This is a genomic window from Nocardia sp. NPDC050697, assembly GCF_040654395.1.
Lineage (GTDB): Bacteria > Actinomycetota > Actinomycetes > Mycobacteriales > Mycobacteriaceae > Nocardia.
The window spans coordinates 82,723-103,582 of record NZ_JBFAHY010000012.1 but is presented as its reverse complement, the minus strand read 5'-3'; the positions used below and the strand labels follow the sequence as shown (position 1 = coordinate 103,582).

The following is a 20,860-nucleotide window of genomic DNA, read 5'->3' as shown; positions in this document are numbered from 1 at the left end:
TGTTCCGACGGCGACCCCTTCCATCACCCGACCCCGAGGAGAACCGATGACCCTCGACCCCACCCTCGACCGCGAGGAACTACTCACCCTCATCCGCACCGCCCTGCACGAGGACCTGCGCTACGGCCCGGACGTCACCACCACCGCCACCGTCCCCGCCGACGCCACGGTGAAAGCCCGCGTGGTCTCCCGGCAGCCGGGCACGATCGCCGGGCTGGATATCGGGCTCCTGGTCCTGGACGAGGTGCTCGGCGCGGACGGCTACGAGGTCACCGCCCGCATCGCGGACGGGGCCCGGGTGGCCCCCGGCGATGTCGCCCTCGAGCTCGCCGCCCCCACCCGCGGCCTGCTCACCGCCGAGCGCACCCTGCTCAACCTGCTCTGCCACCTCTCCGGCATCGCCACCACCACCGCCGCCTGGGTTGATGCCGTCGACGGCACCAGCTGCCGCATCCGGGACAGCCGCAAGACCCTGCCCGGGCTGCGCGCGCTGCAGAAGTACGCGGTGCGGGTCGGCGGCGGCGTGAACCACCGCATGGGGCTCGGCGACGCCGCGCTCATCAAGGACAACCACGTGGCCGCCGCGGGCTCGGTGGTCGCCGCCCTGCGCGCGGTCCGCGCGGCCGCCCCCGGGCTACCCTGCGAGGTCGAGGTGGACAGCCTGGAGCAGCTGGACGCGGTGCTCGCCGAGAACCCCGAGCTGGTCCTGCTCGACAACTTCCCGCTCTGGCAGACCCAGGCGGCGGTGCAGCGCCGCAATGCCACCGCCCCCGGCACCGAGCTGGAGTCCTCCGGCGGCCTCACCCTCGATGTCGCCGCCGACTACGCCCGCACCGGCGTCGACTACCTCGCCGTCGGCGCGCTCACCCACTCCGTGACCGTGCTCGATCTGGGGCTCGACGTCTAGCTCGACAGCTCCTTCTCCAGCGGGGTGCGGAACCGCGGAACGGCCCGCACCTCGCCGTAGAAGGCGCGCATGCGCTCCGCCTCGGCGGTGATCGCGGCCTCGGCGTCGCCGCCGACGTCCTCCAGCAGCCGCCAGGCCAGCTCGCCGTCCTTCCGCTGCGCCCAGCCGCCGACGATCCGGCCGTTCCACCACACCGTCGGGCCGATATTGCCGAAGGTGTCGAAGAGCGCGGGGCCGTGCGGGCCCAGGTACCAGTCGCGCGATTTCCAGCCCATGGGGGTCGGGTCGAGGTGCGGGAGCAGGGCGGCCCAGGGCTCCGGCTCGGGGACCGGCTCCAGGTCGTCGGCGAGGAGCAGGCCGGGGGTGCCGTCCAGGTCGACCTCGGCGGTGTCCACCTCGGCCAGTGCCTTGGTGACGTCGCGCTTGGCCCAGCCGGTCCACCACACCAGGTCCGAGAGGGGCGCCGGGCCGAAAGCGCGCAGCCAGGCCCGGAGCAGGGCGGCGCGCGCCTCCACCAGGGGAACGGCCGGAACGCCCGCGGGAAGCCAGGATTCGATCGGCTCCCAGCGGTACTGGCTGCCCGCCCAGGTGCCGCCGGGGCGGCCGCGCACGATCCGGCCCTGCGCGCCGAGCAGGACCAGCACCCACGTGGTGATCGGGCCCGGTTTGGAGTACGCCTTCTCCGGGGCTGGGTCGACCTTGGTGGCCAGCCGGGGGACCAGCTTGCCGAGCTGCGCGCCGGTCGCCGAACCGGCCGCGAGCAGGGCGCGGTGGGTCTCCTCGGCGACCTCGTCCAGCCAGGCCGCGGTATCGCCGTCGCCGACCCCGGCCTTGGTGAGCAGGCGGGTGTAGTTGCGGTGCTGGGTGACGGCGAGCGCGTCGGCGCAGGCGGCCTGCATCACCGGGACCAGCTCGGTCGGGACGACGAACATGGTGCGCCGCATGCCGAGCAGCCGCACCAGCTCGCGCCGGTCGTACAGCGCCTCCTCCAGGTGCCGCGGGGTGAGCTCGGGGCCGCGCGCCGCGGTGGAGAGGAAGACGGTCGCCGGGTCGGTGGCGTGCAGCGCGACCAGGGAGCGCACCACCTCCACCACGTCCGCGGTGCGAGCCTCGTGCGCGAGCCGGTGCCGCACGGCGAGCCGCGCCCGTCGCTGCGCCGTATCCATGGTGTACACGCGCGCAGCGTAGCGGGGGAGGGTGACACGGGCCGCCCGCGCGGTCGCCGGATGGGATGCCCGAGCACGCCCCGTGGAGCCCGGCGCGGGAACGCGGGCGGGCAGCAGCGGGGTGCGGCGGGAACACCCGCGCGGCTTCCGCGGTTGTCGCGGGAGAGGCGCGTCCGCGCCGCACCCGAGGCGAGGAGGCCCGATGCCGGCACAGCCACCCTGGCGAGGCGCGGAACTCGACCTGGACGCCTACCTCACCCGTATCGCCTACGACGGCGATCGCACGCCGACCGCGTCCACCCTGCACGCCCTGATCCGCGCCCACACCACCGCCATCCCCTTCGAGAACCTGGAGACCCTGCTCGGCCGCCCGGTCCCGCTGGATCTGGATTCCTTGCAGCGCAAGCTGATCCACAGCAGGCGCGGCGGCTGGTGCTACGAGAACGCCGTCCTCTTCGCGGCGGCCCTGGAGCGCCTCGGCTTCGACTTCACCGCGCTCAGCGGCCGGGTCACCATGGGTGCGGCGGGCCCGCTGGACATCCCGGCCAGACCCGCCACGCACGCCCTGCTCGCCGTCCGGGTGCCGGGGTCGGCGCATCCGCTGATCGTCGACGTCGGCTTCGGCGCGGGCCCGCTCGCCGCCTACCCGCTGGCCGAGCGGGGCGAATTCGCGCTCGGCGACTGGCGCTTCCGGCTCGAACGGCTCCCGGAGTGCTGGGTCCTGCACCAGTTCGCCAGGGACGGCTGGGTCGACCGCTACACCTTCACCGAGGCGCCGCAGTACCCGATCGACTACGAGGTCGCCAACCACTACGTCGCGACCTCGCCGCACTCGCCCTTCACCCGCCGCGTCTTCGCCCAGCGCTTTTACCCGGAGGTGCACCACATCCTGGACAAGACCACCTGGACCGCCGAATACCCGGACGGCCGAGCGGAATCCCGCGCCCTGGAACCGGACGAGCTGCCGAAGGTCCTCACCGAGGTCTTCGACATCGACCTGAACGCCGCCGACGCGGCGCGGATCGTCGCGACTGTCCGGGACTGAGCCGCTTCGTCCCGCATATCCGGCCCCTCCGGCGTTACTCTCCCCGCGTGCGCTCTCCCTTCCGCCGACCGCTGGTCGCGCTCGTCGTGCTCGGCTTCGGGCTGGCCGGTTGCTCCGGCCCGGCCCAGCCGGACACCGTGGCCGGCGAGTTCGCCGACGCCATGCAGCGCGACGATGTCGCCGCCGCCGCCCGGCTGACCACCGACCAGAACGCCGCGATCCCGGTGCTGGAGGGGCTCTACCGGGCACTCGGCACCGAGAACGAGGTCACCGTGCGCTCCGCTGACGGCAGCGACTTCACCCTCGACGTCACCTGGCGGCTCGGCCCCGGCGGCCGGAACCTGTGGCAGTACACCACCTCCGGGCTCGCCACCGACACCGACGACGGCTGGCGGGTCAAGTGGAACCCCGCCACCGTGGCCCCCGGCCTGGACACCGGCCCGCTCGAGTACTCCACGGCCTACGGCACCCCGGCCCGGGTCCTCGACGCCGCGGGCGGCGAACTCATGACCGAGCAGATCGTCACCCTGGTCAACCTGGCCCCCGACGCCGACACTGCGGGCGCCGCCGCGCTGCTCGGCCCGGCCGCGCCCGGCCTCACCGCGCAGACCCTGGACACCGAACTCGCCGCCGCGCAGGGCCGGACAGTGACCGCGGTATCGCTGCGCGCCGCCGATATCGCCCCCATCCAGGACCGGCTGAGCGCACTGCGCGGCGTCACCCTGGCCCCGCAGACCCGGCTGCTCACCGTGGACCGGGCACTGTCCGGGCCACCGCTGAACGGGCTCGCCGAGCTCTGGCAGCGGGAGGCCGACGAGGCCGCGGGCTGGTGGATCCAGGCGGAGACCGCGCAGGGCACCCGCCGGGTCGCCGGCCGTGACCCGCGCGCCGCCGCCGACCTGCCGAGCACCGTCGACCCGGGGGTGCAGCGGGCGGCGGAGGCCGCGCTCGCCCCGATCGCGACCCCGGCCGCCGTGGTCGCGCTGCGGCCCGCCACCGGCGCCGTCGTCGCGGTGGCGCAGAACGCGGCCGCCGACGCGCAGGGCGCGCTCGCGCTCACCGGGCTCTACCCGCCCGGCTCCACCTTCAAGACGGTCACCTCATCGGCCGCGCTGCAGGCGGGCGCCGCCACCCCCGACACCGTGCTGCCCTGCCCGGGCAGGGCGGATATCGAGGGCAGGCGGATCCCCAACGACGACAACTTCGACCTGGGCCGGGTGCCGCTGCACACCGCCTTCGCGCGCTCCTGCAACACCACCATGGCCGCGCTCGCCGCCGGGCTACCCGCCACCGCGCTCACCGACGCCGCCGCCCAGCTCGGGCTCGGCATCGACTACGTCACCCCGGGGCTGACCACCGTCACCGGCTCGGTGCCCGCCGCCGAGACCCCCGCGCAGCGGGTGGAGGCGTCGATCGGGCAGGGGCAGGTCACCGCATCGCCGTTCGGCATGGCGCTGGTGGCGGCCGCGCTGGCGCAGGGCTCGGTGCCGGCCCCCGCCATCGTTCAGGGCCGCCCGGGCACCCCCGACCGCACCCCGCCCGCGCTGCCCGCCGGGGTCGCCGACGACGTGCGTTCGATGATGCGGGAGACCGTCACCGGGGGCACCGCGACCGCGCTGCGTGACATTCCCGGCCTACTCGGCAAGACCGGTACCGCCGAGTACGGCGACAACTCCGCGGCGCACGGCTGGTTCGTCGGGATCGACGGCGAGCTGGCATTCGCCGTGTTCGTCGCGGACGCGGGCAGTTCGGAGCCCGCGGTGGCGGCCGCCGGGCGCCTGCTTCGGGCACTGCGATAGCGAAAACGTATGGAAACACGGTATCGTGATCGGCGCGAGATAAACCACCGCTGACGCCGACTCGGGATCACAGGCCCGCTACACTTGGCGTCGAACGCGCGGATGTCGAGCCGCGCGCTGTCACGATTTCGAGAAGGTTCGGAGTAGAAGCCATCGATACCGGTCAGTTGATCGCGGAACACTACCGCCTGGTCGAGCGGATTGGTAGCGGCGGCACGGGCGTGGTCTGGCGTGCCCTCGACGAGCGGTTGCAGCGCTCGGTCGCGGTCAAGCAGATCCACATCAAGCCGAGCCTTCCGCAGGCCGAGCGGGAAGTGGTCCGCCAGCGCGCATTCCGTGAGGCGCGCAACGCCGCCCGCTTCCAGCACCCGAACGCCATCGTGGTGTTCGACATCACCGAGCACAACGGTGACCCGTGCCTCGTCATGGAGTACCTGAAGTCGCGCAGCCTGGCCGCGGTCATCTCCGCGCAGGGCACGCTGCCGCTGACCCAGGTGGCCCGGATCGGCGAGCAGGTTGCCGCCGCGCTGATCGCCGCGCACCAGGCGGGCATCGTGCACCGCGACGTCAAGCCGGGCAACGTCCTGCTGGACGAGCACGGCACGGTGAAGATCACCGACTTCGGCATCTCCCGCGCCACCGGTGACGTCACCCTCACCGAGACCGGGCTGATCTGCGGCACCGCCGCCTACCTCGCCCCCGAGGTGGCCCGCGGCGCCGACCCCACGCCGTCGGCCGACGTCTTCGCGCTCGGCGCAACGCTTTTCCACGCGCTGGAGGGCGAGCCGCCCTACGGCGCCAGCGCCAACCCGCTCGCCGTGCTCTACGCGGCGGCCAACGGCCAGGTCAGCGAGCCGCGGAATGCCGGGCCCGCCACCGATTTCCTGCTCCAGCTGCTGGATCCGGATCCGGAGCAGCGGCCGACCATGCGCACCTCGCGGGCCCGGCTGGCCGCGCTCGCCGAGGCCGGTTCGGAGCCGGTGCCCGCCGGGTTCGTGCCCGCCAGCGAGGCGTACGGGGGCCGCGAGCAGCAGCGCGGCGGTGCCGGGGTGCGCACCGCGGCCCCGCCGCCGCAACGACATTCGCGCCCCACCTCGCCGCGCAACGGCGCGCCCGGTACCCCGCGCAACGGCGTCCCGCCGCGCGGCCAGGGGCATCCGAAGACGGCGACGCACCCGCGCACGGCCGCGCACCCGCAGCCCGCGCCGGATTCCGGCTCGGGCTCCGGCAAGCGCACCGCGGTGCTGATCGGCGCCGGGCTCGGCGCGGTCGCCGCCGTGGCCGCGGTGCTCTTCACCACCATGGGCGGCGACGGCTCGTCCGGGAACCAGGTGCAGGCCAGCACCCCCTCGATCAGCGCGCCCGCGGGCCCCGCCACCAGCTCGGCCCAGCTGGCCGCCATCGGCCAGACGCCGAGCGCGGCCACCGTCGACCTCGGCTCGGCCGCCCAGCTGGTCGTCGACTTCTACAGCAGCCCCGCGAGCAACTGGTCGCTGCTCACCCCGGCCGCGCAGAAGGTCTACGGCTCCGAATCGGAGTTCCGCCAGTACTGGCGCTCCCGCACCATCGACACCTTCTCCAATATCGACGCCCCGTCCCGCGCCAACAACGACGACGGCTCCATCGACATGCGGGTCGCCAGCCTCACCATCGGCGGCCGGACCGAGGCGGTCACGCTGCGGGTGATCGGCTCGGGGAGCGGCAAGCTGCTCATCGACAGCGACACCCGCTAGGTCCCGGCGACGCCGCGGGGGTGACGGCGACCACGCGGCGCGGCGGCCCGGGAAAAGCCCGTGCGCGGGACGGATAGGCTGGTAGCCGGACGCGCGCTGCCGCCCACCCCCTCGAGACAGGACCGCACACCGAGATGACCACACCCCTCGAGCTCGCCCGCGTGGATCTGCGCGGTCGCACTCCCGCCGTGGCCGAGCTGCGCAGCGCGCTGCCGCGCGGGGGCGTCGACGTGGACTCGGTGCTGCCGCAGGTGCGGCCGGTGGTGGAGGCGGTCCGGGATCGCGGGGCCGCGGCCGCGCTGGAGTTCGGCGCGAAGTTCGACGGTGTCGCGCCCGCCGCGGTGCGGGTGCCCGCGAAAGCGCTGGCCGAGGCGCTGGCGGAGCTCGAGCCGAAGGTCAGGGCCGCGCTCGAGGTCGCGATCGAGCGGACCAGGAGGGTGCACGCGGATCAGCGCCGCACCGACACCGTCACCGAGGTGGTGCCGGGCGGCACCGTCACCGAGCGCTGGGTTCCGGTCGAGCGGGTGGGGCTCTACGTGCCGGGCGGCAATGCCGTCTACCCGTCGAGCGTGGTGATGAACGTGGTGCCCGCGCAGGCCGCGGGGGTGGAATCGCTGGTGGTGGCCTCGCCGCCGCAAAAGCAGTTCGGTGGCGCGCCGCACCCGACGGTGCTGGCCGCGGCGGCGCTGCTCGGCGTGGACGAGGTGTGGGCGGTCGGCGGCGCGCAGGCCGTCGCGCTGCTCGCCTACGGCGGCACCGACACCGACGGGCAGCCGCTGGCCCCGGTCGACCTGATCACCGGGCCGGGCAATATCTACGTCACCGCCGCCAAGCGGCTCTGCCGCGGGCTGGTCGGGATCGACGCCGAGGCCGGCCCCACCGAGATCGCCATCCTGGCCGACGCCACCGCCGACCCGGTGCACGTGGCCGCGGACCTGATCAGCCAGGCCGAGCACGACGTGCTCGCCGCCAGCGTGCTGGTCACCGACAGCCCGGCGCTCGCCGACGCGGTGGACGCCGCGCTCACCGCGCAGCTGCCGGTGGTCGAGCACGCCGAGCGGGTGCGCACCGCGCTCACCGGCGCCCAGTCCGGCACCGTGCTGGTCGACGACATCGCCCAGGGGCTGCGCGTGGTGAACGCCTACGCCGCCGAGCACCTGGAGATCCAGACCGCCGACGCCCCCGCGGTCGCCGCGCGGGTGCGCAGCGCGGGCGCGATCTTCGTCGGCGCGTACGCCCCGGTCAGCCTGGGCGATTACTGCGCCGGCTCGAACCACGTGCTGCCGACGGCGGGCTGCGCCCGGCACTCCTCCGGGCTCAGCGTGCAGACCTTCCTGCGCGGCATCCACGTGGTCGAGTACACCGAGGCCGCGCTGAAGGACGTCGCCGGGCACGTGGTGGCGCTCGCCGACGCCGAGCAGCTGCCCGCGCACGGCCAGGCCGTGCGGGCCCGGTTCGAGGCGCTGTCGTGACCGTTCCCGGAATCGGCATCGGGCTCGACGACCTGCCGCTGCGCGAGAACCTGCGCGGCAAGCAGCCCTACGGCGCGCCGCAGCTCAGCGTCCCGGTGCAGCTCAACACCAACGAGAACCCGCACCCGCCGACCCGCGCGCTCGTCGACGACGTGGCCGAGGCGGTGCGCGCCGCCGCCGCCGAGCTGCACCGCTACCCGGACCGGGACGCGGTCGCGCTGCGCACCGATCTCGCCGCCTACCTGACGAAGCAGACCGGCATCGCGGTCGACACCGCCAATGTCTGGGCCGCCAATGGCTCCAACGAGATCCTCCAGCAGCTGCTCCAGGCATTCGGCGGCCCCGGCCGCAGCGCGCTCGGCTTCGTGCCCTCCTACTCGATGCACCCGATCATCTCCGAGGGCATCGACACCGAGTGGATCGAGGCCAAGCGGGCCGGCGACTTCGCGCTCGACGTCGACCACGCGCTCGCCGCCATCGCCGAGCGCCGCCCCGACGTGGTCTTCGTGACCAGCCCGAACAACCCCACCGGCCACAGCATCCCGGCGCCCGAGCTGGAGCGCATCCTGGACGCCGCGCCCGGCATCGTGGTGGTCGACGAGGCGTACGCCGAGTTCTCCGCGCAGCCCAGCGCCATCGGGCTGATCGACCGGTACCCGGCCAAGCTGGTGGTCAGCCGGACCATGAGCAAGGCCTTCGCCTTCGCCGGCGGCCGGCTCGGCTACCTGGTCGCCGCGCCCGCCGTGGTGGACGCGCTGCTGCTGGTCCGGCTGCCGTACCACCTGTCGGTGGTCACCCAGGCGGCCGCCCGCGCGGCGCTGCGGCACGCCGCCGAGACGCTCGGCAGCGTCGCCGAGCTCGCCGCCGAACGCGATCGGGTGGCGGCCGAACTCACCGCGCTCGGCTTCGACGTCGTCCCCAGCGACGCCAACTTCCTGCTCTTCGGCCGGTTCGCCGACGCACCGGCCAGCTGGCGGCGCTACCTGGACCGCGGCGTGCTGATCCGGGATGTCGGCATCCCCGGGCACCTGCGCGCCACCATCGGCCTCGCCGCCGAGAACGACGAATTCCTGCGGGCGAGCGCCGGGCTGACCGGCGACCTCGCCCCGCGATGACCACCGGAGGGAGCCCGATGAGCAGAACCGCGCGGGTGGAGCGCGTCACCAGGGAATCGAGCATCCTGGTCGAGCTGGACCTCGACGGCACCGGCCGCACCGAGATCAGCACCGGCGTGCCGTTCTACGACCACATGCTCACCGCGCTCGGCGCGCACGCCGGCTTCGACCTGACCGTGCGCGCGCAGGGCGATACCGAGATCGAGGCGCACCACACCGTCGAGGACACCGCCATCGTGCTCGGCCAGGCGCTCGGGCAGGCGCTCGGCGACAAGGCCGGGATCCGCCGCTTCGGCGACGCCTGGATCCCCATGGACGAGACGCTCGCGCACGCCGCCGTCGACGTCTCCGGCCGCGCCTACTGCGTGCACACCGGCGAGCCGGAGCACCTGCTGCACGCGGTGATCCCCGGCTCCGGGCCCGGCGCGCCGTACTCGACCGTGCTGAACCGGCACGTCTTCGAATCGCTGGCCTCGCACGCCAGGATCGCGCTGCACGTCCGGGTGCTGTACGGCCGCGACCAGCACCACATCACCGAGGCCGAGTTCAAGGCGGTGGCGCGCGCGCTGCGCGCCGCCGTCGAGCCGGACCCGCGGATCACCGGGGTCCCCTCCACCAAGGGCGTGCTGTGAAATCCGTCGCGCTGCTGGACTACGGCTCCGGCAACCTGCACTCCGCCGAGCGCGCCCTGGTCCGCGCCGGCGCCGACGTCACCGTCACCGCCGACCCGGAGACCGTGCTCGCCGCCGACGGCCTCGTCGTCCCCGGCGTCGGCGCCTTCGCCGCCTGCATGGACGGGCTGCGCGGGGTGCGCGGGGAGCGGCTGATCGGGCAGCGGCTGGCCGGTGGGCGGCCGGTGCTCGGCATCTGCGTCGGCATGCAGATCCTCTTCGAGCGCGGGGTGGAGTTCGGCGTCGAGGCCGACGGCTGCGGGGAGTGGCCCGGCACCGTCGACCGGCTGGAGGCCCCCGTCCTCCCGCACATGGGCTGGAACACCGTCGACGCCCCCGCCGGGAGCGTGCTCTTCGACGGCCTCGACCCCGAGACCCGCTTCTACTTCGTGCACTCCTACGCCGCCCGCAGCTGGGAGCTCCCCGGCTCCGACCACCTCGCCCCGCCCCGCCTGACCTGGGCCACGCACGGCGGCCGCTTCCTCGCCGCCGTCGAGAACGGGCCGCTCTCCGCCACCCAGTTCCACCCGGAGAAGTCCGGCGACGCCGGCGCCGCCCTGCTCCGCAACTGGATCCGCGCGCTCTGAATCCCGGTGGCAAACCCCCAGGCCGGGCCGCTCCGCCCGCCCGACTAAGCTGCCACGGGTGAGTCTCGTACTACTGCCCGCCGTCGATGTCGCCAATGGTGAGGCCGTGCGCCTCGTGCAGGGAGAGGCCGGTAGCGAAACCAGCTACGGCTCACCCCGGGAGGCGGCGCTGGCGTGGCAGGAGGCCGGGGCCGAGTGGGTGCACCTGGTCGATCTGGACGCCGCGTTCGGGCGCGGGTCGAATCGGGAGCTGCTGGCCGGGGTCGTCGGTGAGCTGGATGTGAAAGTGGAGCTCTCCGGGGGAATCCGGGACGACGACTCGCTGCGCGCGGCGCTCGCCACCGGGTGCGCGCGGGTGAACCTGGGCACCGCCGCGCTGGAGGATCCGGTGTGGTGCGCCAAGGCGATCGCGGAGTACGGGGAGCGGATCGCGGTCGGGCTCGATGTCCGGATCGTGGACGGCGAGCACCGGCTGCGCGGCCGCGGCTGGGTGAGCGACGGCGGCGACCTGTGGGAGGTGCTGGAGCGGCTGGAGCGCGACGGCTGCACCCGCTACGTCGTCACCGACGTCACCAAGGACGGCACCCTCACCGGCCCCAACCTGGACCTGCTGCGCGACGTCGCGGGCGCCACCGACGCCCCGGTGATCGCCTCCGGCGGCGTCTCCACCCTGGACGACCTGGTCGCCATCGCCGAGCTGGTCGGCGACGGGGTGGAGGGCGCGATCGTCGGCAAGGCGCTGTACGCGGGCCGGTTCACGCTGCCCGAGGCGCTGGCGGCGGTGCGCTGAGCGGTGGGTCTCGCCGACGACGATCTGCCCGAGCTGCTGCACCTCGCGGGCACCATCCTGGATGAGGTCGCCCCCCGCTTCGTCGAGGGCATCGGCGCGCCGAGCGCGGTCACCAAGGGCCGCAACGACTTCGCCACCGAACTCGACCTGGAGCTGGAGCGCACGGTGAGCGCCGCGCTGCGCGACCGCACCGGCATCGAGGTGCACGGCGAGGAGTTCGGCGGCCCGCAGCTCACCTCCGGCGCCGCCTGGGTGCTCGACCCCATCGACGGCACCTTCAACTACTCCGCCGGGCACCCGCTCTCCGGCATGCTGCTCGCCCTGGTCCGGGACGGCGAGCCGGTACTCGGGCTCACCTGGCTGCCGCTGCTCGGCCGCCGCTACGCCGCCGCGGCGGGCGGCCCGCTGCTGGTGGACGGCGTGCCGCTGCCGCCGCTCGAGCAGGCCGCGCTCGGCGAGTCCATGATCGGCTTCGGCGCCTTCAACGTGGAGTCCATGGGCCGCATCCCCGGGCAGTTCCGCTTCGACCTGCTCGGCCCGCTGAGCAGGCTCTCGTCCCGGGTCCGGATGCACGGCTCCACCGGGATCGACCTGGCCTTCACCGCGCACGGGGTACTCGGCGGCGCCATCGTCTTCGGCCACCACCCGTGGGACAACGCGGCCGGGGTCGCGCTGGTCAGGGCCGCGGGCGGGGTGGTCACCGATATCGCGGGCGAGCCGTGGACCATCACCTCCGGCTCGGTGCTCGCCGCCGCGCCCGGCGTGCACGCCGAGCTGCTCGCGATGATCTGCACGGTCGCCGAGGACGCGTGAGAAAGGTGCCGACATGACGCTGGCCGTGCGGGTGATCCCGTGCCTGGACGTGGACGCGGGCCGGGTGGTCAAGGGCGTGAACTTCCAGAACCTGCGGGACGCGGGCGACCCGGTCGAGCTGGCCGCGACCTACGACGCGCAGGGCGCCGACGAGCTCACCTTCCTCGACGTCACCGCCTCCACCGGCGACCGCGGCACCATGATCGACGTGGTCACCAGGACCGCCGAGCAGATCTTCATCCCGCTCACCGTCGGCGGCGGCGTGCGCACCGTCGCGGACGTGGACCGGCTGCTGCGCGCGGGCGCCGACAAGGTCTCGGTGAACACCGCCGCCATCGCCCGCCCCGAGGTGCTGCGCGAGATGTCCGAGCGGTTCGGCTCGCAGTGCATCGTGCTCTCGGTGGACGCCCGCACCGTGCCGGACGGGCAGCCGGCGACCCCGTCCGGCTGGGAGGTCACCACGCACGGCGGCAAGCGCGGCACCGGGATCGACGCGGTCGAGTGGGCCGAGCGCGGCGCCGAGCTCGGCGTCGGCGAGATCCTGCTCAACTCCATGGACGCCGACGGCACCAAGGCCGGCTTCGACCTGCCGATGATCAGGGCGGTGCGGGCCGCGGTGGCGGTGCCGGTGATCGCCAGCGGCGGCGCGGGCGCGGTCGAGCACTTCGCCCCCGCGGTGCAGGCCGGGGCGGACGCGGTGCTCGCGGCCAGCGTCTTCCACTTCGGCGAGCTGACCATCGGGAACGTCAAGGACTCGCTGCGGGACCAGAAGATCGTGGTGCGCTGAACAAGAATCACCGCCTGCCGAAGCCGGGGAATTCCCTTGCAGCGGAACGCCGTTGCATCGTGACGTGAGTATCGGAATCGCACTGTCCCCCGTCGTACTCGGCGCTGCCGCCAATGCCGTCGACGCCGCCGTCTCGCTGGGCCGGGAGGCGGAGGCCGTCGGGCTCGCCTCGCTCTGGCTCGGCCAGACCTTCAGCCACGACGCGATCGCGGTCGCGGGGATCGTCGGCCGCGAGGTGCCCGGCCTGGAGGTCGGCACCTCGGTGGTGCCGATCATCGGCAGGCACCCGCTGCTGGTCGCGAGCCAGGCGCAGACCGCGCAGGCCGCCGCGCGCGGCCGCTTCACGCTCGGCATCGGGCTCGGCGCGGCCGCCATCGCCACCCCGGCCTTCGGGGTCGCCGACGAGCGCCCGATCACCCGGCTGCGCGAGTTCATCACCGCGCTGCGCTCGGTGATCGGCACCGGCGGCGCCGAGCTGCGCGGCGAGACCATCACCGCCGTCACCCCGATGCCGGGCGCGGTGGCGGGCGCGCGCACCGACACCGCGATCCTGGTGGCCGCGATGGGCCCGCAGGCGCTGCGGGTCACCGGCGAACTGGCCGACGGCACGCTGCCCTTCCTGATCGGGCCCGCCGCGCTGGCCGAGCACGTGATCGCGCCGCTGCACGCCGCCGCCGAGCGGGCGGGCAGGCCGCGGCCGCGGGTCGCGATCGCGGTGCCGGGGGTGGTCACCGCCGACCTCGAGGCGGCCCGGGCGGCGGCGGCCGCGCAGACCGCGTTCTACGACACCATCCCGTCCTACCGGCGCACCATCGAGCTCTCCGGCGCGCGGAGCGCCGCCGAGCTGGTGGTGTTCGGCGACGAGGAGACGGTGGCCGCCCGGATCGCGGAGTACTTCGACGCGGGCGCCACCGACGTGATCTTCACCCAGACCGACCTGACCACCCCGGCCGACCGGCGCCGCACCTGGCGGCTGCTCGGTGAGCTGAACCGGTCCCGTATAAAGGCAGCATGAGCCTGGATCCGACGATCGCCGCCCGCCTCAAGCGCAACGAGGCGGGGCTGGTGGCCGCGGTGGCCCAGGAGAAGGCCACCGGGGCGGTGCTCATGGTCGCCTGGATGGACGACGAGGCGCTGGCCCGCACCCTGGCCACGCGCAAGGCCACCTACTACTCGCGCTCCCGGCAGCAGTACTGGGTCAAGGGCGAGACCTCGGGGCACACGCAGTACGTGCACGAGGTGCGGCTGGACTGCGACGGCGACACCGTGCTGCTCGTCGTGGACCAGGAGGGCGCGGCCTGCCACACCGGCACGCACACCTGCTTCGACGGCGATCGGCTGCTCGCCGAGGTGTAGGTCAGTCCTGATTCTCCTGGTCGAGGACATCGGTGAGGTGCCGGGAGAGCGTGTCGACCACCCGGGCGAGTTCGCGGGTGGTCTCGGCGTCCAGCGCGTCGAAGACCAGCCTGCGCACCGCCTGCAGGTAGCCCGGCGCCACCTCGACCACCTTGACATACCCGGTATCGGTCAGGACGGCCTGCACGCCGCGTTTCCCCGTGGTCGCGGAGCGCTGCACCCAGCCGAGCCTCTCCAATTTGGAGATCACGTGCGAGAGCCGGGATAACGACGCATTTGCCTTGTGCGCCAGCTCGCTCATCTGCAAACGGTGCCCGGCCTCCTCCGAGAGCAGGGTCAGCACCCAGTACTCGAAATGCGTGATCCCGAATTCCCGCTGCAGCCGGGTGTCGAGCGCACCGGGCAGCCGCGTGGTCACCGTGACCATCGCGCGCCAGGCGCGCTCTTCGACCGGGTCGAGCCATTTCGTCACTGCCTGCCTACTTTCGGAGCCAAGTGACGTGGGGAGGAGGTTCAGCCGGGCTGCTTCGGCGCGGAATTCACTGCTACGTGTCTTCACAGTCACTCGCCCGAGCGAGTTTGCCACGGTGATGCTCGAGCGTCATGGAGATGCCGAGTTCCGTGAAAACACTCACAAACCGCCGAAATGGGTCGCCGGTGCTACTTCGCGCGGTCGCGGAGGAACCGCAGGGCGTCGTCGGCGTGCACGGTGGCGCGCAGCTCGCTGGCGATCACGGTGAGCACGGTGCGGTCGGTGTCGATCACGAAGGTCTGCCGCTTCACCGGCGCCAGCTTGCCGAGCAGCCCGCGCTTGACGCCGAACTCCTTCGCCACCGCGCCGTCGGCGTCCGAGAGCAGCGGGTACCCGAGGCTCTGCTTGCCCGCGAACCCGGACTGGGTCTGCACCGAGTCGGTGCTGATCCCGGCGCAGCTCGCGCCGAGCGCCGCGAACTCGCCGGCCAGGTCGCGGAAGTGGCACGCCTCCGCGGTGCACACCGGGGTGTTGGCGGCGGGGTAGAAGAACAACACCAGCGGTCCGTCGGCGAGCAGCGCGTCGAGCGAACGGGGTGTACCGGACTGATCGGGGAGCTCGAACCGCGGAGCGAGCTGGCCTGTCTGCATGAACCCCGACCCTACCTCCCGCGCCCCCGCTCGACCGGGGGCGCGATTCCCGCTCGCGGCCGACTGGGATGATGGCCGGATGCACGCCGCGCCGACCCCAGCCACCACGTCCCGCGCACGCTTCCACGAGCTGGCCGCGGAGCACCGCGTGGTCCCGGTGACCCGCAAGGTACTGGCGGACTCCGAGACCCCGCTCTCCGCCTACCGCAAGCTGGCCGCGAGCCGCCCCGGCACCTTCCTCTTCGAGTCGGCGGAGAACGGCCGCTCCTGGTCGCGCTGGTCGTTCATCGGCGCGGGGAGCCCGTCCGCGCTCACCGTGGCCGACGGCGAGGCCGCCTGGCTCGGCACCACCCCCGCCGATGCCCCGGTCGGCGGCGACCCGCTGACCGCGCTGCGCGACACCCTGGAACTCCTGCGCACCGAGCGGCTCCCCGGGCTGCCGCCGCTCACCGGCGGCATGGTCGGCTACCTCGGCTACGACGCGGTGCGGCGGATGGAGCGGCTGCCCTCGCTCACCACCGACGACCTGCGGCTGCCCGAGATGGTGCTGATGCTCGCCACCGACCTGGCCGCCTTCGACCACCACGAGGGCGCCATCACGCTCATCGCCAACGCGGTGAACTGGAACGGCACCGCCGACCGGGTGGACGAGGCCTACGACGACGCCGTCGCCCGGCTGGACCGGATGACCGCCGCGCTCGCCGCCCCCGCCGCCTCGACGGTCTCGGTCTTCGACCAGCCCGAGCCGGACTACCGCAGGGCCAGGACCAGCGACGAGTTCGGCGCCGATGTGCGCAGGCTGATCGGCGAGATCGAGGCGGGCGAGGCGTTCCAGGTGGTGATCTCGCAGCGCTTCGAGATGGACTTCGACGGCGAGCCGATCGACCTCTACCGCATGCTGCGCGCCGCCAACCCGAGCCCGTACATGTACCTGCTGCAGATCCCGGACGCCGCGGGCGGGACCGCCTTCTCCATCGTCGGCTCCAGCCCGGAATCGCTGGTCACCGTGGTGGACGGGGTCGCGACGACGCACCCCATCGCCGGTACCAGGTGGCGCGGGGCCACCGAGGAGGACGACCTGCTGCTGGAGAAGGGGCTGCTGGCGGACGAGAAGGAGAACGCCGAGCACCTCATGCTCGTCGACCTGGGCCGCAACGATCTCGGGCGGGTCTGCCTGCCGGGGACCGTGCGGGTCACCGAGTACCGGCACATCGAGCGGTACAGCCACGTCATGCACCTGGTCTCCACGGTCTCCGGGCACCTCGCGCCCGGGAAGATCGCGCTGGACGCGGTGCGCGCCTGCTTCCCCGCCGGCACGCTCTCCGGCGCGCCCAAGGTGCGGGCCATGCAGCTCATCGAGGAGCTGGAGCCGACCCGGCGCGGGCTCTACGGCGGCGTCGTCGGGTACCTCGATTTCGCCGGGGACGCCGATACCGCCATCGCCATCCGGACCGCGCTGGTCAAGGACGGGATCGCCTACGTGCAGGCGGGGGCGGGGGTGGTCGCCGACTCGGTGCCGGAGTACGAGGACGACGAGGCGCGGAACAAGGCGATGGCGGTGCTGCGCGCGGTGGCCGCCGCGCGGACGGTCCGGCCGTTCGGGGCCGAGGCCCTGATCAGCGACGGTGCGCCGTGAGCCGCGGGACGGCCGACGCGGGGGAGCCGGATCCTTCGGCCGCCGACGGCGGCGGCGCGAAGCCGGGGCGGCGGTATCCGGTGGGGCCGGTGGTGCTGCTCGCTATCGCGGCGGGGCTCATGTGGGTGGCCTCGCGGATGACGTGGGTGACGGTGACCTCGTCGGACGGGCTCACCGAGCCGCGCACCGACGAGCTCGTCGGCGGCACCTGGTTCGGCGCGCTCACCCCGCTGGCGCTGGTGCTGCTCGCCGCCATCGCGGCGGTCTTCGCGACTCGCGGGTGGCTCCGGCGGTTCCTCGGGGTGCTGGTCACGCTGGTGGCCGCGGTGACGGCGGTGCCCCCCTTCGCGCTGCTCACGAACTCCGGCGATCCGGGGCAGCGCGGGGCCACGCTGGCCGAGCTGCCCGGGCGGGCCGAGGTGACCGGCGTGCAGACCGCGGTGTTCCCGGCGGTCATCGCGCTCGCCGCCGCGCTCGCCGCCTTCACCGCGGGCGCGCTGCTGGCCCGGATGCCGCGCGAATCCGCCGAGCTCTCCGGGCGCTACGACGCCCCCGCCGTGCGCCGCGCCGCGGCCGGTGCCGAGCTGGACCGGGCCAGGTCCGGCGAGGACGCCGACCTCACCGAGCGCGTCCTCTGGGACGCCCTCGACGCCGGGGACGACCCCACCGCCGATCCGCCCCCCGCCGCCGACGGTGACCGGCCTCGCAACGGGGGCCGCGAGTGACCCGGCGCACCACCGCGGAACGCACCGCGGGAACCCGGGTCCGGCCCGGTGGGAGCACGGATCGGGGAGGCTACCCCGGACCCGATTCGGGCTCCGGGTTCCCCGCCATTTATTCTTGGTCGGCATCGGTGAGACAGCGCCTGAAGGGATTCTCCGGCAGCAAGTCCGTCTCCCCAGAAAGGATTCGAGCCAGATGACGGTACTCGACTCGATTCTCGACGGGGTCCGTGCGGACGTGGCCGCCCGCGAAGCCGTCACGGATTTCGCCGCGATCAAGGCGGCCGGCGCCGCCGCCCGCCCCGCCCTCGACGCGCGGGCCGCGCTGCTCGAGGACGGTATCGGAGTCATCGCGGAAGTCAAGCGCGCCAGCCCGTCCAAGGGCTCGCTGGCGACGATCACCGACCCCGCCGCGCTGGCCAAGGCCTACGAGGACGGCGGCGCCCGGGTGATCAGCGTGCTCACCGAGGAGCGCCGCTTCCACGGCTCGCTGGACGACCTGGACGCCGTGCGCGCCGCCGTCTCCATCCCGGTGCTGCGCAAGGACTTCGTCGTCGGCCCGTACCAGATCCACGAGGCGCGGGCGCACGGCGCCGACGTCATCCTGCTGATCGTGGCCGCGTTGCAGCAGGACGTGCTCTCCTCGCTCATCGACCGCACCGAATCGCTCGGCATGACCGCGCTGGTCGAGGTGCACACCGAGGAGGAGGCGGACCGCGCGCTGGAGGCGGGCGCCTCGGTGATCGGCGTGAACGCCCGCAATCTCAAGACGCTCGAGGTGGACCGCGACGTCTTCTCCCGGATCGCCCCGGGGCTGCCCACCGAGGTCATCCGGATCGCCGAGTCCGGCGTCCGCGGCACCGCCGACCTGCTCGCCTACGCGGGCGCCGGCGCGGACGCCGTCCTGGTCGGCGAGGGGCTGGTGACCAGCGGCGACCCGCGGGCCGCCGTGCTCAAGCTGGTCACCGCCGGTACCCACCCGTCCTGCCCGAAGCCGGCCCGGCGGGGCCGGTGATGGCCGGGCTGCCCCAGGCGAGCGCCGGCGTCGCCGAGCACAGCGCGCACGAGCCGACGCCGGGCGGCCACTTCGGCATCTACGGCGGCAGGCACGTCCCCGAGGCGCTGATGGCGGTGATCGAGGAGGTCACCGCCGAGTACGAGAAGTGCCGCACCGACCGCACCTTCCTGGACGAGCTGGACCGGTTGCAGCGCGACTACACCGGCCGCCCGTCGCCGGTCTTCGAGTGCACCCGGCTGGCCGAGCACGCGGGCGGCGCCCGCATCCTGCTCAAGCGCGAGGACCTGAATCACACCGGGTCGCACAAGATCAACAATGTGCTCGGGCAGGCGCTGCTGGCCCAGCGCATGGGCAAGAAGCGGGTGATCGCCGAGACCGGCGCCGGTCAGCACGGCGTCGCCACCGCCACCGCCTGCGCGCTGCTCGGGCTGGAGTGCGTGATCTACATGGGCGCGGTCGACACCGCGCGGCAGGCGCTGAACGTCGCCAGGATGCGGCTGCTCGGCGCGGGCGTGGTCTCCGTGGAGACCGGTTCCCGCACGTTGAAGGACGCCATCAACGAGGCGCTGCGCGACTGGGTCTCGCACGCCGACGACACCTACTACTGCTTCGGCACCGCCGCGGGTCCGCACCCGTTCCCGCTGCTGGTCCGGGATTTCCAGCGGATCGTCGGGCTGGAGGCGCGCGAGCAGGTGCAGGCGCGCACCGGCAGGCTGCCGGATGCCGTGGTGGCCTGCGTCGGCGGCGGCTCCAATGCCATCGGCATCTTCCACCCCTTCATCGACGACGCCGGGGTCCGGCTGATCGGCTACGAGGCGGCCGGTGACGGCGTCGAGACCGGGCGGCACGCGGCCACCTTCACCGGCGGCACCCCCGGCGCCTTCCAGGGCGCCTACTCGTACCTGTTGCAGGACGAGGACGGCCAGACCATCGAGTCGCACTCCATCTCCGCCGGGCTCGACTACCCCGGCGTCGGCCCCGAGCACGCCTACCTCAAGGACATCGGCCGCGCCGAGTACCAGCCGGTCACCGATGCCGAGGCGATGGACGCGCTGCTGCTGCTCAGCCGCACCGAGGGGATCATCCCGGCGATCGAGTCGGCGCACGCCGTCGCGGGCGCGCTGCGGCTCGGCAGGGAGCTGGGGCCGGGCGCGATCATCCTGGTGAACCTCTCCGGGCGCGGGGACAAGGACATGGATACCGCCGCCCGCTGGTTCGGGCTCTTCGACGAAGGGCAGGAAGCGTGAGTTCGCGTCTCGCCGGTACGTTCGCGGCCGCTCGCGGTGAGGGCAGGGCCGCGCTCATCGGCTACCTGCCCGCCGGGTACCCGGATGTGGACGGTTCCATCGCCGCCTGCCGGGCGCTGGTCGAGGCCGGGTGCGACATCGTCGAGGTGGGGGTCGCGTACTCCGACCCGGTGATGGACGGGCCGACCATCCAGGTCGCCGCCGAGCAGGCGCTGCGCAACGGGGTGCGGGTGCGCGACGTGTTCCGGGTGGTCGAGGCGGTCACCGCCGCCGGCGGGCAGGCCGTGGTCATGAGCTACTGGAATCCGGTGCTGCGCTACGGGATCGACACCTTCTCGCGCGATCTCGCCGCCGCCGGCGGGGCCGGGATCATCACGCCGAACCTCATTCCGGACGAGGCGGGGGAGTGGTTCGCGGCCTCCGACGCGCACGGGCTGGATCGGATCTTCCTGGTCGCGCCCTCCTCCACCGAGGAGCGGCTGGTCATGACGCTGGAGGCGAGCCGCGGGTTCGTGTACGCCGCGTCCACGATGGGCGTCACCGGGGCCCGGGATGCCGTCTCCTCGGCGGCGCCCGAGCTGTGCGCGCGGATCCGGGCGCACAGCGATATCCCGATCGGGGTCGGGCTCGGGGTGCGCTCCGGGGCGCAGGCGGCGGAGATCGCGGCCTACGCCGACGGGGTGATCGTCGGCTCCGCGCTGGTCACCGCGGCGGGCGAGAGCCTGGATGCGGTGCGGGCGTTGACCGCCGAGCTCGCCGAGGGTGTGCGCTCCGCGCCGGTCACCTCCTGAGGTAGAAACTTTCGTACCCCCTCCGGGGGTACACCCCCTTCACCCCTGCCGGGGCGGGGGACCGAGCGGCTCGGATACGGTGG

Annotated in this window: 21 protein-coding genes; 18 read left to right on the top strand and 3 right to left on the bottom strand. The window is 73.7% G+C overall.

The annotated features are described in order from the left end of the window. Nucleotides 1-46: 46 nt before the first annotated feature. Nucleotides 47-907, top strand: a complete 861-nt coding sequence (gene nadC / locus AB0H71_RS31295) for a carboxylating nicotinate-nucleotide diphosphorylase (protein WP_357028193.1) — start codon at nucleotides 47-49, stop codon at nucleotides 905-907. Here nadC and AB0H71_RS31290 read toward each other — a convergent pair. Continuing rightward, the gene (locus tag AB0H71_RS31290) at nucleotides 904-2,073 is read right to left on the bottom strand and encodes a winged helix DNA-binding domain-containing protein (RefSeq protein ID WP_357028405.1); all 1,170 of its coding nucleotides are present in this window, start codon (nucleotides 2,071-2,073) and stop codon (nucleotides 904-906) included. The two genes, nadC and AB0H71_RS31290, sit on opposite strands and share 4 nt — an antisense overlap. A 202-nt stretch (nucleotides 2,074-2,275) precedes the next feature. Between AB0H71_RS31290 and AB0H71_RS31285 the strand changes: the two genes are divergently transcribed. From AB0H71_RS31285 to hisI, 12 genes are all read left to right on the top strand, one after another. After that, complete coding sequence (locus tag AB0H71_RS31285) at nucleotides 2,276-3,118, top strand: arylamine N-acetyltransferase (RefSeq protein WP_357028190.1); 843 nt, start codon at nucleotides 2,276-2,278, stop codon at nucleotides 3,116-3,118. An 86-nt stretch (nucleotides 3,119-3,204) separates the two neighbouring features. Further along, nucleotides 3,205-4,917, top strand: a complete 1,713-nt coding sequence (locus tag AB0H71_RS31280; RefSeq protein WP_357028402.1) for a penicillin-binding transpeptidase domain-containing protein — start codon at nucleotides 3,205-3,207, stop codon at nucleotides 4,915-4,917. 167 nt (nucleotides 4,918-5,084) lie between these two features. Further along, nucleotides 5,085-6,650 (top strand): protein kinase, encoded by a 1,566-nt coding sequence (locus AB0H71_RS31275; protein WP_357028187.1) that lies wholly within the window; start codon nucleotides 5,085-5,087, stop codon nucleotides 6,648-6,650. Between the two features lie 134 nt (nucleotides 6,651-6,784). Further along, entirely contained in the window at nucleotides 6,785-8,122 is a 1,338-nt protein-coding gene (gene hisD, locus AB0H71_RS31270; RefSeq protein ID WP_357028184.1) for a histidinol dehydrogenase, read from the top strand. Continuing rightward, nucleotides 8,119-9,237 (top strand): histidinol-phosphate transaminase, encoded by a 1,119-nt coding sequence (locus AB0H71_RS31265; RefSeq protein ID WP_357028181.1) that lies wholly within the window; start codon nucleotides 8,119-8,121, stop codon nucleotides 9,235-9,237. Before hisD ends, AB0H71_RS31265 begins: the two co-directional genes overlap by 4 nt. A gap of 17 nt (nucleotides 9,238-9,254) precedes the next feature. Further along, on the top strand, nucleotides 9,255-9,869 hold the full coding sequence (hisB, locus tag AB0H71_RS31260; RefSeq protein WP_357028178.1) for an imidazoleglycerol-phosphate dehydratase HisB: 615 nt from the start codon (nucleotides 9,255-9,257) through the stop codon (nucleotides 9,867-9,869). Beyond that, the gene (gene hisH / locus AB0H71_RS31255; RefSeq protein WP_357028175.1) at nucleotides 9,866-10,495 is read left to right on the top strand and encodes an imidazole glycerol phosphate synthase subunit HisH; all 630 of its coding nucleotides are present in this window, start codon (nucleotides 9,866-9,868) and stop codon (nucleotides 10,493-10,495) included. The genes hisB and hisH overlap by 4 nt, the downstream gene beginning before the upstream one ends. 58 nt (nucleotides 10,496-10,553) lie before the next feature. Further along, a complete protein-coding gene (gene priA / locus AB0H71_RS31250) occupies nucleotides 10,554-11,285 on the top strand; it encodes a bifunctional 1-(5-phosphoribosyl)-5-((5-phosphoribosylamino)methylideneamino)imidazole-4-carboxamide isomerase/phosphoribosylanthranilate isomerase PriA (protein WP_357028172.1) in 732 nt (243 codons plus the stop codon). A gap of 3 nt (nucleotides 11,286-11,288) precedes the next feature. Next, nucleotides 11,289-12,098: an inositol monophosphatase family protein gene (locus tag AB0H71_RS31245; protein WP_357028169.1), complete on the top strand. Its 810-nt coding sequence runs from the start codon at nucleotides 11,289-11,291 to the stop codon at nucleotides 12,096-12,098. 13 nt (nucleotides 12,099-12,111) lie between these two features. Then, nucleotides 12,112-12,885 carry an imidazole glycerol phosphate synthase subunit HisF gene (gene hisF / locus AB0H71_RS31240; protein ID WP_357028166.1) on the top strand — a complete coding sequence of 258 codons (774 nt, stop codon included), beginning with the start codon at nucleotides 12,112-12,114 and terminating at the stop codon, nucleotides 12,883-12,885. 64 nt (nucleotides 12,886-12,949) lie between these two features. Further along, nucleotides 12,950-13,900, top strand: coding sequence for a TIGR03564 family F420-dependent LLM class oxidoreductase (locus AB0H71_RS31235; protein WP_357028163.1), 951 nt, complete (start codon nucleotides 12,950-12,952; stop codon nucleotides 13,898-13,900). Continuing rightward, complete coding sequence (gene hisI / locus AB0H71_RS31230; RefSeq protein ID WP_357028160.1) at nucleotides 13,897-14,241, top strand: phosphoribosyl-AMP cyclohydrolase; 345 nt, start codon at nucleotides 13,897-13,899, stop codon at nucleotides 14,239-14,241. Before AB0H71_RS31235 ends, hisI begins: the two co-directional genes overlap by 4 nt. Before the next feature lies 1 nt (nucleotide 14,242). On the opposite strand, the gene AB0H71_RS31225 is transcribed toward hisI, so the two are convergent. Then, complete coding sequence (locus AB0H71_RS31225) at nucleotides 14,243-14,713, bottom strand: MarR family transcriptional regulator (protein WP_357028157.1); 471 nt, start codon at nucleotides 14,711-14,713, stop codon at nucleotides 14,243-14,245. A gap of 188 nt (nucleotides 14,714-14,901) precedes the next feature. Beyond that, nucleotides 14,902-15,363 carry a peroxiredoxin gene (locus AB0H71_RS31220; RefSeq protein WP_357028154.1) on the bottom strand — a complete coding sequence of 154 codons (462 nt, stop codon included), beginning with the start codon at nucleotides 15,361-15,363 and terminating at the stop codon, nucleotides 14,902-14,904. A 79-nt stretch (nucleotides 15,364-15,442) separates the two neighbouring features. Between AB0H71_RS31220 and AB0H71_RS31215 the strand changes: the two genes are divergently transcribed. From AB0H71_RS31215 to trpA, 5 genes are all read left to right on the top strand, one after another. Further along, the gene (locus AB0H71_RS31215; protein ID WP_357028399.1) at nucleotides 15,443-16,999 is read left to right on the top strand and encodes an anthranilate synthase component I; all 1,557 of its coding nucleotides are present in this window, start codon (nucleotides 15,443-15,445) and stop codon (nucleotides 16,997-16,999) included. After that, nucleotides 16,996-17,724: a TIGR02234 family membrane protein gene (locus AB0H71_RS31210; protein WP_357028151.1), complete on the top strand. Its 729-nt coding sequence runs from the start codon at nucleotides 16,996-16,998 to the stop codon at nucleotides 17,722-17,724. The genes AB0H71_RS31215 and AB0H71_RS31210 overlap by 4 nt, the downstream gene beginning before the upstream one ends. Nucleotides 17,725-17,917: 193 nt before the next feature. Then, nucleotides 17,918-18,736, top strand: coding sequence for an indole-3-glycerol phosphate synthase TrpC (gene trpC, locus AB0H71_RS31205; RefSeq protein WP_357028148.1), 819 nt, complete (start codon nucleotides 17,918-17,920; stop codon nucleotides 18,734-18,736). Next, nucleotides 18,736-19,986, top strand: coding sequence for a tryptophan synthase subunit beta (trpB, locus tag AB0H71_RS31200; RefSeq protein WP_357028145.1), 1,251 nt, complete (start codon nucleotides 18,736-18,738; stop codon nucleotides 19,984-19,986). The genes trpC and trpB overlap by 1 nt, the downstream gene beginning before the upstream one ends. After that, nucleotides 19,983-20,777, top strand: coding sequence for a tryptophan synthase subunit alpha (gene trpA, locus AB0H71_RS31195; protein ID WP_357028142.1), 795 nt, complete (start codon nucleotides 19,983-19,985; stop codon nucleotides 20,775-20,777). Before trpB ends, trpA begins: the two co-directional genes overlap by 4 nt. Nucleotides 20,778-20,860: the final 83 nt, after the last annotated feature.